Below are 12,998 nucleotides of genomic sequence, written 5' to 3' on the forward strand. Positions count from 1 at the left end.
CGTCCGGTGACCGCGCGGGTGGCGCGACTGTGCGACGACATCGCCCCGCTGCTGGACGCCGACGGCCGGGACAGCGCCGCAGCCGTCCGGGACGGGCTGGCCGAGCCGCTGCGGCTCGCCGTCGTGGGCCGGGTCAAGGCGGGCAAGTCCACCCTGGTCAACGCATTGGTGGGGCGCCGTATCGCGCCGACCGGGGTGGGTGAGTGCACCCGTACGGTGACCTGGTACCGCTACGGCGCCCCGGAGCGCGCCGAGCTCGAACTGCGCGACGGCAGCCGGCGTGACCTGCCCTTGCGGGGTGGACGCATGCCGGATCAGCTCGGCGTGCCGCCGGAGCGGGTGGCCCGGATCGTCGTCCACCTGCAGGCGGCCGCGCTGCGCGAGCAGACCGTCATCGACACGCCCGGCCTGGCCACCCTGACCAGTGAGAACGAGGATGCGACCCGGGCGGCGGTGCTCGGCGCCGACGCGGCACCCGACGACGCGGAGCAGGTGTCCCGGTACGCCGCCGGTCAGGCCGAGGCCGTGCTGTTCGTGTTCCGTGAGTCGGAACGGAAGGACGAGCTCGAATTCCTCGACCAGTTCCGGGCCGCCACCGGCGAGCTCGGCGCCAGCGCCATCAACGCGGTCGGCGTGCTGTCGCAGGCCGACCAGTTCGCGGGCACCGATCCGTTCGACGTCGCGGACGGGCAGGCCACCCGGCTCGCGGTCGCCCGCGCCGCCCACGTGTCCGCGGTCGTCGCGGCCTCCGGCCTTTTGGCCGAGGCCGCCCGCACCGGGCGGCTCAGCGAATCCGACGCCCGGCTGCTGGCCGGGATCGCCGACCTGTCGGAGCAGCGGCTCCGGCTGCGGCACAGCCTGCCACTGCCCGGTGGCACCGACCCGGCCGAGCTGGAACGGCTGTACCGGGTGCTCGGCGTCCACGGTCTCCACCAGGGACGGCACCGTTGCGGCGGCGGCGTACACCAGCTCGTCCAGTGGCTGGAGTCCGTGTCGGGGATCGCCCGGGTGGAGGACCTCGTCCGCAGCCGCCTGCTGAGCCGCGCCCACGCGCTGAAGGCCATGCGAGCACTGCGGGTGCTGACCCACGCCGCGAACCGGACCGGCGCCGACACCGGCGCCGCGCTCGGACTGATCGAACAGGCCCGGCTGGACCCGGCGCTGCATCCCGTCCGCGAGCTGCGGGCCCTGCGCAGCCTCGTCGCCGAGGCCCCGGCCTCGCCGCTGCGGGCCGAGCTGGAACGCGTCAGCGCCGACACCACCGACCCCGCGCGGACGGGCCTGCCCGCGACGGCGACCCCGGACGACATCGCCGCCGCCGCGCGCCGGTGCGCCGCCGCGGCACAGACCCAGGCCGCCTTCGCGATGATGCCCGCCGAAGCGGAGGCCGGTCGGGTGCTGGCCCGGTCGTACCAGCTGATCGCCCAGCGGGTGCGGCCGTGAGCGCGGACGCCGCGGCCCGCACCGCTGACGACGCCATCCTCGTCGCGCGGGCGCGGGCGGGTGACAGCGTCGCGTTCGCAGCGCTGGCCGAGGGATGCCGCACCCGTGTGTGGGCCATCTGCCTGCGGCTGACCGGCAACCACGCCGACGCCGAGGACGCGTTGCAGGACGCGCTCATGGCCGCGTGGCAGCACATCGGCGGCTTCCGGCAGCAGGCACGCTTCAGCACCTGGCTGTACCGGATCGCGGCGAACGCGGCGCTCGCGGTCGTGCGCCGCCGCCGGGAGACGCCGGTGGCCCCCGAGGATCAGGACTTCCTGATCGTCGTCGAGGACCACGCCGACCAGTTCGCCGAGCGGGACCGGGTGCAGGCGGCCCTCGCGCAGGTGCCGGAGCCGTTCCGCACCGCACTGGTGCTGCGCGAGTACGGCGATCTCAGCTACCAGGAGATCGCCGCGCACCAGGGCATCGGCGTGCAGACGGTCAAGACCCGCCTGTATCGGGCCCGCGCCGCGGTGGCGGAGCACCTGCGCGGATAGCCGGGCGGACGGCACCCGCACCGGGTGAGCCATGCCGGAGACTTGCCGTGGGCTTGAGCCGTGCTGGAGGTGCGCCTCCGAAGTATCGGGCGACGCTCGCGATGGAAGGGATCAACCGTGCACGTACGCGGAGCCCCGCTGTTGACCCGATCTGAGAACCCGCCCTGGGGCTCTCCCCTGCCCCGCGACGTTCCCGGATTCGCTCAGGCGTGGTCGGCCGGGCGGATGGCGGTCGTTCCGCCCGCGCCCCCGGCGCTGCTTCCGGGGCCGTCCGCCCGCCACAAGTGCCACCTGTTCCTGGTGCAGCTCGTCGTGGCCGCGCTGGCGTTCGGCGGCGCGATCAAACTCGCCAACTCGTCTGGTCAGACGTGGCTGGGCGCGGCCGCGTTCGGGCTGGGTGCCCTCATTTTCGGCTTCATGTTTCATGGGATGGCCGCGGTCGGCCGGCGCAACGTCCAGGAATTCGAGCGCGGGTACACCACGCTGGTACTCACGTTCGGGACATTCACGTGGAACGGGAATCAGCGGTGGTGGCATGCCGACGTGAACATCCCGTGGGACTATTCGGGCCTGTGGGTGCTGCGCGACAACGGCACGGTCGTGTCCGCTCCGGTACCGGGTCGGGAGCCGCCCGGCTACTACCCGTCGCCGCACCGCGCCGGGCGTTTCGAGCTGTGGACCGGGTGCTCCTGGGCGGGCCAGTTCCGGTGATCCCGGCCGCCGCCCAGGCGCGGCTCACCCCAGCCGTACGGCCGGGAGCACGTCGTCCAGGGTCGCCGACAGGGCCGCCTCGGTGTGGAACGACAGTTCCATCACCAGCTGGAACCCGATCCCGTCGCGCACGCCGACCACCACGTTGGTGAGCATCCGGCCGCGGCCCGACGGTTGCCAGTCGAAGCGGTGCATCCGGGCCTCGAGCAGGCCGTCGATGCGTACCGGGCGGTCGCCGAGCACCCGCATGCCGCGCAGGAACGGGGCCCTGGTGAAGACCTGCTGCGTCCACTCGTCGAGATCCCGCGCCCAGGTCTCCTCGGCGGTCGCGACGACCGTGCGGTCCCCGGCGTCCAGTTGCAGGGTCTCGCTCCACTGCCAGGGCTCGGGCGCCACCCACTCGCGCCACGGCCGCCCGGGCGCGACGGCGGTGGCCAGCGACCAGCCGGTCGAGGCGACCGTCTCGTACCGCGACGGCGGACCGGAGACCGCGACGACCACGCCCACCGGCGAGCCGGCGGCGTCCACCTCGCCGGTGTCGGCGGACACGATGAACGCCTGCAGGCCGTCGCCGGTGCGCTCGCGGAAGCGGTCGCACCGGCCCGGCACCGGCCCGATCCGGCACGGCTCGTCCTCGGTCACCGGCACGCTGCCCTGCGGCAGTACGACCCGGAAGCGCCGCCGCAGCCGGTCCGCGACCGGGAGGCCCGGGTTCTCCTCCGGATCCAGCGCGCGCTCCGGCACCACGGCCCGCTGGAGCGTGAACGAAGCCTCGTCCAGCAGGGCACCCGAGGCGGTGGACCGCATGGGGGCGGTCAGCCGCCGCACCGACGAGACCGCCCATTCGGCGCCGACGTCGACGGCCAGCAGGCCCGGCCAGGGCTGCACCTCGGCCGGGTCCAGATGCCGGACGGGGTCGATCGGCGGCGCCGGCGGGCCGGTGCGGAATTCGGGCGGCGGCCCGTACGGGTTCATCGCGTTCACGCCCGCCGGGGGTCGCCGGGGGCGGCGTCCCGGTTGTCCGGGTACGTGTCGCCGTCGCTGTCCGGCGTACCGAAGGCGACCTGGCCGGTCTCCTCGGCGATCTCGATGAGCAGACCGGACTGCCCGTCGTACCGGGGCTGGCCGATGACCGCCGTGTCCGGGGCCGGGATCGCCTCGGCCGCGTCGTCGACGCCGTTCTGGTCGGCGTCGGCCACCTCCCGGTCGTTGATGCCGTCGCCGTTGTCGTCGTAGGCGGCGCGGTCGATCAGGCTGTCGCCGTTGGTGTCGACGCCGACAGCGTCGAACCGACCGTCGCGGTCGCGGTCGAGGCGGTAGGTGTCCAGGATGCCGTCCCGGTTGGTGTCCTGGCCCAGGCCGTCGACGACGCCGTTGCGGTCGGCATCCACGGTGATCGTCTCGTACCGGCCGTTGCCGTCCTCGTCGGCGAGCGCCGTCTCCCGGTAGCCGTCGCCGTCACCATCCGCGAACTCGTACATCTGCCCCTCCTCGCCTCGCTGTCGGTAGGTCTGAGGACTGCACCGGCGGGAATGTTCCCGCGCGGGCGCGACGACATGCCCGGGCCGCCGCTCCGGATGCCCACGTCATTCTCACGATCTTGCGGCGGGCGCGCTTCACCCGAATGCGCGGTCGTGGATCATCCGGCTTTCGATCGGGCGCACCGCGCGCCCGATGGCGTCACCGGATCGCGGTCATCGGATGGACCGACCGGGCCACTCGGAAGCCCACGTCGTCGATGGCCAGGTCGGGATGGCTGCGGCGGCGTACCGAGGCCCGGCAGCTCCAGTGCTCGTCGAACCAGCCGCCGCCCCGCAGCACCCGGTAGTCGCCGTAGACCGCCGGGTCGTAGCGGTCCCAGCACCAGTCCCACACGTTGCCGAGCATGTCGTACAGGCCGAACGCGTTGGGTAGTTTGCCGCCCACGGCGTGGCGCCGCTCCTGCGAATTGCCCCGGTACCAGGCGATGTCGTCGAGCGGCCCGTACCGGGGCCCGGTCGTCCCGGCGCGGCAGGCATGTTCCCACTCGGCCTCGGCCGGCAGCCGGTACCCGTCGGCCGCGACGTCCCAGTCGACCTCATCGGCGGCCTGACCCCAGCGGTAGGCGGGGGTGCGTCCCTCCACGATGGACAGGGCGTTGCAGAACCGGACCGCGTCCCACCAGGAGACGCTCTCGACCGGGCGGTGCCGGTGCGGTCCTCCCCGGCCGGTGACGCGCTGGTACAGCCCTTCGGTGACCGGGTACGCGGCCAGTTCGAACGCCGCCACCTGCACCGTCCAGCGCCGCCGCGTGCGCCGGTCCGACAGGGTCACAAGGCCTGAGGGTACGGAAACCAGGTCGATCGAAACGCCGGCGCTCATCGCCCACCGATCCTACGGCCCTGATCCTCGGCGCCCCGCGGGGTGGTGCGGGCAAATCCCTTCAGACCCGCCCGGCGTCCATCGCCCGGGTCTAGCGTCGGTACTGGAGGCCGAGCAGGAAGGGTGCCGCGATGAAGGACTGGACCGTCAGCCACGTCATGACCAAGCCCGCTGTCTTCGCGACTGAGGCCGACTCCTACCGGCAGGTGGTGAACCTGCTGATGGAGCACCGGGTCAGCGCCGTACCGGTGGTCGACGCGTTCGAGCGGGTGACCGGTGTCGTCTCCGAGGCGGACCTGCTGCGCAAGATCGAATACGTGGGCGAGGAGGACGCCCGGTTCCTCGAGCGCGGGCGCCGGCGCCGCCATCGGGCCAAGGCCACCGCCCGCACGGCCGGCGACCTGATGAGCAGCCCGGCGGTCGTCGTGGTGCAGCGCACCTCGATTCCGGCCGCGGCTCGCATCATGGACCGCGAGGGCGTCAAGCGGCTGCCGGTCGTCGACGACCTCGGCCGGCTGCTGGGTGTCGTCTCCCGCGGTGACCTGCTGAAGGTGCATCTGCGACCGGACGAGGAGATCCTGCGCGATGTCGAGACCAGCGTGCTGCACCCGTTCCTGGCCGACGACGCCGCCACGATCTCGGTGACCGTGCTCGACGGCATCGTCACGCTGGCGGGCCGGGTCGACCGCTGGTCGGCCGCCGACCTCGTCGCCCGGCTGATCTATCAGCTGCCCGGCGTGGTCGAGGTGGTCTCCACGGTGTCGTTCACCTTCAACGACCGGGAGCTGGTGACCTCGGGCAAGCGCCCGGGCGGCTCCTGAGCCGCAGCCCAGCGGGCAGACGAGCCTCAGCCCAGCGGGCAGACGAGCCTCAGCCCAGCGGGCAGACGATCCGGGTCCGGTACCCGGACTCGCTGGCCGTTTCCGGCCCGACCAGGTACTCCTCCCACATGATCTCGGGCGGGTTCAGCGCGTGGTCGCCGAACCACCTGCCGAGGGCCGCGTACGCGTCGGGCAGTGTCTCGTACGGCCCGAGGTGCTCGGCGCTGACCGCCCGCCCGGCCGGGAGGCGCTCCGCGACCAGGGTGCCGGCCGCCGTGGTGACGCCCGCGACCGGGAAGCCGACGGTCACGTCGAACGCACGTTCGACCTCGTGGCTGTACACCGCGACCGGCGGTCCCGCCGGGGTGGCGCCGCACTGGGCGAGTTCCCGGGCGACGGCCGGAATCGCCCGGGCGAAGAAATCGGGCAGCTCCGCCGCCGCGACATGCTCCCGCATGCCCATGACGGTGCGCGCGGGCAGCGTGAGCGTCTCGACCGCGTCATTCGCCGGGCCGGTAGCCGTGGTGCTCATGATTCCCCCTTGATCCCCCCAGATCCCCAGACGTCCGCACCTTGAGCCTTTGACGCCGGGCGGCCCCGGGGTGAGGGTCCTTCGACCCCATTGCCCGGGCCCTTCGCCGCAGGTCACGGGCGCGTGCGCGGGAAGGGCCCGGCGCGCCGCCACCGGCACCGGCCGCCGTCGGGTTCGTCGATGCGCCCGGCCCGCGCAGCGGTGTCCGGCGCGGCCTTCCGGACCGGGTCCCCCACGGCTAACGTGAGCAACACTCGCCAATGGCCGGGAGGTTCGTCGATGGATCCGCTCCCCCGATTTCCCGCCGGATTCCGCCTGGGCGTCGCGACCGCCGCGTACCAGATCGAGGGCGCGGCCGACGAGGACGGGCGCGGCCGCTCGATCTGGGACACCTTCAGCCACACCCCCGGACGCACCCGCGCCGGCGACACCGGGGACGTCGCCTGCGACCACTACCACCGCTGGGCCGAGGACCTCGACCTGGTGGCCCTGCTCGGGGCGGACGTGTACCGGTTCTCGATCGCGTGGCCGCGCATCCAGCCCGGCGGTGACGGCGCACCCGACGCCAAGGGTCTCGACTTCTACGACCGCCTGGTCGACGGGATGGCCGAACGCGGCATCGAGGCACTGCCCACCCTGTACCACTGGGACCTGCCGCAGGCGCTCGAAGACCGTGGCGGGTGGCTCGCCCGGGACACGGCCGAGCGGTTCGCCGACTACGCGGCCCTGGTCGCCGGGCGACTCGGCGACCGGGTACGCCGGTGGATCACCCTCAACGAACCCCTGGTCCATCTCGCCCAGGGGTACGCGTTCGGCGTGCACGCCCCCGGCCGTGCGCTCGGGCTGGCGGCTCTGCCGGTGGCGCACCACCAGTTGCTGGGTCACGGGATGGCGGTGCGCGCGCTGCGCGCGGCCGGCGCGGGCGAGGTGATGATCACGAACAATCTCACCCCGGTCGTCCCGGCCACCGACGACGAGGCCGACCGCGCCGCGGCGGGCGTCTACGACGCGTTCCACAACCGGCTGTTCCTCGATCCGATCCTCACCGGCCAGTACCCGCCGGGCCTGGACGCCGGGGTCCGCGACGGCGACCTGGAGATCATCAGCACCCCGCTGGACGGTCTGGGGGTGAACTACTACTTCCCCACCCGGGTCGGCGCGCCCGGCTCGGACGACGAGCTGCCCTTCCGCATGATCCCGATCGAGGGGGTGCCCACGACGTCGTTCGGCTGGCCGGTGGTCCCGGACGGGCTCCACGACGTCCTCACCGGCCTGCGCGACCGGTACGGCCGCACCCTGCCGCCGATCTGGGTCACCGAGAACGGCTGCTCCACCGAGGACGACCTGGAGCCGGGCGGCCGGATCCGCGACACGGCGCGGATCGCGTACCTGGACGGGCACCTGCGGGCGCTGCACCGGGCGATCTCCGACGGCGTGGACGTCCGCGGATACCTCGTCTGGTCGCTGCTGGACAACTTCGAGTGGGCCGAGGGGTACGCGCAGCGGTTCGGGCTCGTCCGGGTCGATTACGACACCCAGCGGCGTATCCCCAAGGACTCGTTCACCTGGCTGCGTGCGGCGCTGGCCGACCGCCGGTGACGCGGACCGACCCGTGACCGGGCGCACCCAGGGCCGCGAGGGCACGCTGCGCGGGCACGCCCGGCTCACCGGCCGGGTGGGCGCCCGGTGGATCGGGCTGCTGTCGTTGGCGAATCTCGGCCTGTGGCTGGGCTACTTCGGACCGTTGCAGGTGCTGCTGCCCAATCAGGTGGCGGAGCTGGCCGGGGACGGCAAGGCCACCGCGCTCGGTGTGGTCACCGGAGTGGGCGCCCTGGTCGCGGTGGTGGTCGGCCCGCTGGCCGGTGCGCTGTCCGACGCGACCACGGCCCGTACCGGCCGGCGCCGCACGTGGATCGGCGGTGGCGCGCTGGTGGGTTGCGCCGGGCTCGCCCTGCTGGCCGTCCAGCACGACCTGACCGGGGTGGTCGTGGCCTGGTGCGTCGCGCAGGCCGGTCTCAACGCGTTGCAGGCCGGTCTCACCGCCGTGGTCCCCGACCAGGTCCCGGTGCCGCAGCGCGGCCTGGTGTCGGGCTGGGTCGGGTTGACCCAGTCGGCGGGCGTGGTGGTCGCGGTGCTGCTGGCGGCGTCCACCGGCGGGCCCACCGGCTACGTGCTGACGGGCGCGGTGGTGGTCCTGGCCGTCGCACCGTTCGCCCTGACCATGCCGGACCGGCCCGGCGCCGCACGCCGTCGCGGCATACCCGGAGTCCGGGCGCCGCGGGGACCGGACTTCGCGTGGGCCTGGGCCACCCGGTTCCTGGTGCAGCTCGGCAACGCCATGGCGACGCTGTACCTGCTGTACTTCCTGCGCGACATGGTGCATTTCGAGCAACTGTTCCCGGGGCGCAGCGCCGACGACGGCCTGGCCCTGCTCATCGTGGTCTACACCGCCGCGACACTGGTCACCGTCGTCACGGGCGGCATCCTGTCCGACCGGACCGGGCGCCGCAAGCCCTCGGTCATCGTCTCGGGCTACGTCATGGCGGCGGCCACGGCGCTGCTGGCGTTCTGGCCGACCTGGGCCGGGGCGCTGGTCGCCGCGGTCGTGCTCGGCCTGGGCTTCGGCGTCTACCTCTCCGTCGACCAGGCGCTGATCACGGAGGTCCTGCCGAGTGCCCGGGACCGGGCGAGGGACCTGGGGATCATCAACATCGCCAACTCGGCGCCTCAGGTACTCGGCCCGGTGCTGGCGGTGGTGCTGGTCGACCACCTGGGCGGCTATCCCGCGCTGTATCTGGCCGCCGCAGCCATGACGGTGCTGGGCTCGGTGCTGGTCACCCGGATCCGGTCGGTCCGGTAGCGGGCTGCGGGCCGTCCCACGACCATGGGGTGATGCTCAGGCCCGCGGGGACGTCGGCGGCGGATTCGCGGTACCGCGCGATCGTGGTGGTCGTGCGGGCGAAGTAGTCGTGCAGGACCCCCCGCAGCGGTTCGGCCGTGAGACCGGCATCCGCGAGGGCCTGGTCGAAACACGCGACCGCGCGGCGGTCCATCTCCTCGCGATCGCCGTTGCCGCTGTGGATCCGGACGACCGAGGTCTCGTCGCCGTAGTTTTCGGTGTAGGTGGTAGGGCCGCCGAGCGCCTCGGCCCAGTACGCGGCGAGGCGCTCGGTGTGCTGTGGATGGACACCGTGCCGGAACGCGTGACCGACGACCTCGTCGGCCACCACCCGGGCGTGCCACGCTTCGGCCAGGCGCAGCATTCCCTCGCTGCCGCCCGCGGCCTCGTACAGGCTCTGCATGCCCTGAGCATGCCACCCGCGGATGACCTGGGGACGAGAAGCGGGTGGCCCGGCCACGGCGGGCCGAGCCACCCCGAGGGTCACTTCGCGTACGCCTGAAGCTCGTAGACCGAGAAGCCGTACGAGGTGGCGCGGCGGTCGCAGTCGAGGCGCAGATAGCGGGCGTTCACCGCGGGGAACGCCACGGTGTCCACGCCGCCGTTGCCGTCGTCGACCGCCGCGACCTGCCGCCAGGTGGTGCCGTCCGTGGACACCTGCACCCGGTACGCGCTGCCGTACGCGGTCTCCCACCGGATCGTCACCCGCCCCACCGTGGTGGACGAGCGCAGGTCGAGCCGCAGCCACTGGTTGTCCGACCAGGAGCTCGCCCAGCGGGTGGCGGCGTCGCCGTCGACCGCGTGCGACGCGGGGTGCCCCAGCTGGGTGCTGGAGCCGGTGGCCGCCGCACCGGAGGCGCGGTTGCCGATGTCGTCGCCGCGCCGGGCCGGGAACGAGATCACCTGCTGGTAGGTGGGCCGGTTCTGCCAGGAGATCCGCTCGTGGGAGATGCCGCCCAGCGGGGACTGCACGATGGTGTCGGCGCACCACTGGTCCCCGGCCGCGCAGCCGCCGGTGTCACCCGGGTACGTGGTCGTGGCCGGCTCGGCCAGGGCTGCGGTGAGGCTGCTCAGCAGCGCGTTCCGGCAGGCGTCGACCGCCCCGCCGCCACACCAGGTGCGCGGCCAGTTCGGCACGGTCTCGCCGAGCGTGGCACGCAGGTCCTTGTCGACCCAGCCCCACCACCCGTACTGAAAGGACGAGCCCTTGTGGGGTTGGTTCTCGTTGGCCGAGCCCGGCAGGTCGGAGGCGGAGCCGGTCTGCGCGCCGGACGGGGATTCGTTGATCTGCATCGCGTTGACCAGTGCCTTGAACAGGTCGGGGCCGACACCGGCGAACTGGGCGGTGGCGAGCTTCGGCCACCACGCGTCGAAGATCCGGATCGCGTCGGCGTCGCGGTACGCCTTGCTGCCGGGCGTGGTCTCCTCCCGGTGGGACCCGGCGGCGTACCAGGTGCGCAGCTTGGCGATCGCGGCGGACTGCGCGGGGTCGGTGACCGGGGCGGTGTCGATCACGCGCAGCAGGTCGCCGAGCACCTCCTTGCCGCGCAGGTCGGTCGTGGCGGCGGATTCGACGATCTTCACGAGCCCGGCCCGGTCGATCTTCTGCCCGGCGGTGACGGCCGCCTTGATCGGGCGGTCGAGCAGGTCGGCCCGCTGGACGGCGCCGAAGCTGAAGTTGCCGTCGGCCGCCGAGTATCCGGCCGCCTGCTTGTTGTTCCAGCTCACGAAGTAGTCCTGGTTCACCGCCTGGGGGTGCGCCGAGGGCGGCTCGTAGGTGGCGGAGTTGGTGGCGGGGTCCCAGCCCGCCCACTCGTACGCCGGGTCACCCCAGGTGGGCAGGTTCGGGTCGGCGGCGGGGGCGCGGACCGGCTGGTAGCCCGAGGCGAAGTACGCGGTGTCCGCGGAGTTGACGTAGAACCAGTTGAAGGAGAACGCGATGTTCGAACTCGCGGAGATGAACCCGGCCGGGCCGCCCATCTGGTCCGGCTCGTTGAACATCTGGAACCCGATCGCGGAGTCGACCTCGTGCAGGTACGTGGAGCGCAGGCTGGTGAACGCCACCGGCTGCCCGCCGACCAGCCCACGCCAGCTGACCAGCCCGTACCTGGTGCGCATGACGGTCAGCCGGTAGGAACCCTCGGGGGTCGGGTCGGCCGTGGTCGGCTTCCACGAGTTGACCTGGCTCACCGCCTGCATCGGCAGGCACTGCCCGTGGAACAGGTAGTTCGTCGATTCGGCGGTCGGGGTGCCGCCGCCCGGCTCGCACAGCCGCACCGCGAACGTGTCCGTGATGTCCTGCCCGGCCGAGGTGGCGCTCCACGCGTAGTCCGGGCCGCGACCGAGCAGCGTGTAGAGGTTCAGCCCGGCGAACGCGACGCCGCGGCTGCTGATCCCCGGCCCCTGCAACTCCTGCACCATGAGCAGCTGCGGCGCGAAGTAGGCGGTCTGCGGTCCGAAGACGGCCACCGGGTGGCCGGTCGCCGAGTGCGCGGCGGACACGACGGCCGCGTTGGACATGCCGCGATGGGTTCCGCTGAAGGCCAGCTTGCCGAGGGAGTCGGCGATCGCGCTGCGGGTGGTGGTGGCCCGCCCGGCGGAGCCGGTCTGGTCGAACACCATCGGCACGAGCTTCGCCGTGCCGGCGTCCGGCATGGCGACACCGGCCGCGTTCGGGTCGGCCGCACCGTACGGGAAGTTCTGGCCATTGTGGAGGGTGAGGGTGGTTTCGGGGTCGTTCTGGGTGCGGAACGTCGTCCACACCTGGTCGCCGATCTCGGTGCCGTACTTCGCGCGGGCGGCGATCCGGACCAGCGCCGACTGCATCTCGCCGCCGCCACCGCCGCCGAACAGGCCGCCGATGACGCCCGTGATGGCGACGAGGTCGGTGACGATGAACGGCTCGGGGCCACCCTTGTTGGTGATCGCGTCGAGGTGCCCGGTCAGCACGTACTCACCGGGGCAGTCCCGGGCGCCCATGCAGTCGGCGATGTACTTGTTGATCCCGGCGATGTACGCCTGGACGTCCTCGTAGAGCTGGGCGCCGCGCGGGCCGCTGGCCCGCAGCGCGTCGATCTGGGTCTGCCGGTCCGCCTCGGTGTACGGGGCGCTGCGCCACAGGCTCTGCTCCAGCGACCGGTTGCCCTCCGCGCCGCCCGCGAACGAGGTCAGCTGCCCCCGCCCGACGTGGCGCATCAGGTCCATGAGGAAGAGCCGGTCCTGGGCGCCCGCGTATCCGGCGCCGAACATGGTGCCGGCGCGGGTGGTGCCGGTGATGTGCGGGATGCCGAAGGACTTGTCCCGCACGATCGTGACGTCGGCGCGGGGCGAGGTGGTGCCGGCCACGTCGGTGCTGGGCACGCCGTACGAGCTGTCGTTGAAGAACGTGCTGATCTGCTGGCTGGTCAGGCCGGTGTAGCGGGAGGCCAGGGACGCGTACCGGCCGAGCTGGTCGGCGGAGTGCGGCGGTCTGATGCCGAGTGTCTGGTACGCGAGGATCTGCACCAGGTCGGCGTCGCCGTTCTCGCCCGGCGGCAAGATGTCTGAGCATTCGCCCAGGCAGTAGTCGGCGGGGGCGGCGGGGGCCGCGGCGGCGGCCCGGGCGGGGATGGCGGGGCTGAGCCCTGCCGTGGCGAGGAGGGCGGCGGCGAACAGGGCCTTGAGGGGGACGGGGCGTCGGCGCATGGAAGCTT

General features: G+C 73.0%; 12 protein-coding genes. 6 read left to right on the top strand and 6 right to left on the bottom strand.

Annotated features, from left to right (window positions below):
• Positions 1–6 precede the first annotated feature (6 nt).
• From ACMCNO_RS19675 to ACMCNO_RS19685, 3 genes are all read left to right on the top strand, one after another.
• Entirely contained in the window at positions 7–1,443 is a 1,437-nt protein-coding gene (locus ACMCNO_RS19675; protein ID WP_412750911.1) for a dynamin family protein, read from the top strand.
• Complete coding sequence (locus ACMCNO_RS19680) at positions 1,440–1,982, top strand: RNA polymerase sigma factor (RefSeq protein ID WP_412750912.1); 543 nt, start codon at positions 1,440–1,442, stop codon at positions 1,980–1,982. Before ACMCNO_RS19675 ends, ACMCNO_RS19680 begins: the two co-directional genes overlap by 4 nt.
• 117 nt (positions 1,983–2,099) lie before the next feature.
• Complete coding sequence (locus ACMCNO_RS19685) at positions 2,100–2,693, top strand: hypothetical protein (RefSeq protein ID WP_412750913.1); 594 nt, start codon at positions 2,100–2,102, stop codon at positions 2,691–2,693.
• A gap of 24 nt (positions 2,694–2,717) precedes the next feature.
• On the opposite strand, the gene ACMCNO_RS19690 is transcribed toward ACMCNO_RS19685, so the two are convergent.
• From ACMCNO_RS19690 to ACMCNO_RS19700, 3 genes are all read right to left on the bottom strand, one after another.
• Positions 2,718–3,677, bottom strand: a complete 960-nt coding sequence (locus tag ACMCNO_RS19690) for a hypothetical protein (RefSeq protein ID WP_412750914.1) — start codon at positions 3,675–3,677, stop codon at positions 2,718–2,720.
• Complete coding sequence (locus ACMCNO_RS19695) at positions 3,674–4,174, bottom strand: hypothetical protein (RefSeq protein WP_412750915.1); 501 nt, start codon at positions 4,172–4,174, stop codon at positions 3,674–3,676. The genes ACMCNO_RS19690 and ACMCNO_RS19695 overlap by 4 nt, the downstream gene beginning before the upstream one ends.
• Positions 4,175–4,373: 199 nt before the next feature.
• A complete protein-coding gene (locus tag ACMCNO_RS19700; RefSeq protein ID WP_412750916.1) occupies positions 4,374–5,054 on the bottom strand; it encodes a formylglycine-generating enzyme family protein in 681 nt (226 codons plus the stop codon).
• Between the two features lie 131 nt (positions 5,055–5,185).
• Between ACMCNO_RS19700 and ACMCNO_RS19705 the strand changes: the two genes are divergently transcribed.
• On the top strand, positions 5,186–5,875 hold the full coding sequence (locus tag ACMCNO_RS19705) for a CBS domain-containing protein (RefSeq protein WP_412750917.1): 690 nt from the start codon (positions 5,186–5,188) through the stop codon (positions 5,873–5,875).
• Between the two features lie 49 nt (positions 5,876–5,924).
• Here ACMCNO_RS19705 and ACMCNO_RS19710 read toward each other — a convergent pair whose 3' ends face one another.
• On the bottom strand, positions 5,925–6,407 hold the full coding sequence (locus tag ACMCNO_RS19710) for a GyrI-like domain-containing protein (protein ID WP_412750918.1): 483 nt from the start codon (positions 6,405–6,407) through the stop codon (positions 5,925–5,927).
• Between the two features lie 279 nt (positions 6,408–6,686).
• On the opposite strand from ACMCNO_RS19710, the gene ACMCNO_RS19715 reads away from it, so the two are divergent.
• Positions 6,687–8,006 carry a GH1 family beta-glucosidase gene (locus ACMCNO_RS19715; protein WP_412750919.1) on the top strand — a complete coding sequence of 440 codons (1,320 nt, stop codon included), beginning with the start codon at positions 6,687–6,689 and terminating at the stop codon, positions 8,004–8,006.
• A gap of 13 nt (positions 8,007–8,019) precedes the next feature.
• On the top strand, positions 8,020–9,267 hold the full coding sequence (locus ACMCNO_RS19720) for an MFS transporter (protein ID WP_412750920.1): 1,248 nt from the start codon (positions 8,020–8,022) through the stop codon (positions 9,265–9,267).
• Here the strand turns inward: ACMCNO_RS19720 and ACMCNO_RS19725 are convergent.
• Entirely contained in the window at positions 9,242–9,709 is a 468-nt protein-coding gene (locus ACMCNO_RS19725) for a group II truncated hemoglobin (protein WP_412750921.1), read from the bottom strand. The two genes, ACMCNO_RS19720 and ACMCNO_RS19725, sit on opposite strands and share 26 nt — an antisense overlap.
• An 80-nt stretch (positions 9,710–9,789) precedes the next feature.
• Positions 9,790–12,990 (bottom strand): penicillin acylase family protein, encoded by a 3,201-nt coding sequence (locus ACMCNO_RS19730; protein WP_412750922.1) that lies wholly within the window; start codon positions 12,988–12,990, stop codon positions 9,790–9,792.
• Positions 12,991–12,998 lie beyond the last annotated feature (8 nt).

This window comes from Krasilnikovia sp. M28-CT-15, assembly GCF_047159595.1.
Lineage (GTDB): Bacteria > Actinomycetota > Actinomycetes > Mycobacteriales > Micromonosporaceae > Actinoplanes.

Bases quoted from the DNA above. Each gene is read 5' to 3' on its own strand.
- ACMCNO_RS19695 (WP_412750915.1), bottom strand. From the start codon at position 4,174: ATGTACGAGTTCGCGGATGGTGACGGCGACGGCTACCGGGAGACGGCG.
- ACMCNO_RS19700 (WP_412750916.1), bottom strand. From the start codon at position 5,054: ATGAGCGCCGGCGTTTCGATCGACCTGGTTTCCGTACCCTCAGGCCTT.
- ACMCNO_RS19705 (WP_412750917.1), top strand. From the start codon at position 5,186: ATGAAGGACTGGACCGTCAGCCACGTCATGACCAAGCCCGCTGTCTTC.
- ACMCNO_RS19710 (WP_412750918.1), bottom strand. From the start codon at position 6,407: ATGAGCACCACGGCTACCGGCCCGGCGAATGACGCGGTCGAGACGCTC.
- ACMCNO_RS19715 (WP_412750919.1), top strand. From the start codon at position 6,687: ATGGATCCGCTCCCCCGATTTCCCGCCGGATTCCGCCTGGGCGTCGCG.
- ACMCNO_RS19725 (WP_412750921.1), bottom strand. From the start codon at position 9,709: ATGCAGAGCCTGTACGAGGCCGCGGGCGGCAGCGAGGGAATGCTGCGC.
- ACMCNO_RS19730 (WP_412750922.1), bottom strand. From the start codon at position 12,990: ATGCGCCGACGCCCCGTCCCCCTCAAGGCCCTGTTCGCCGCCGCCCTC.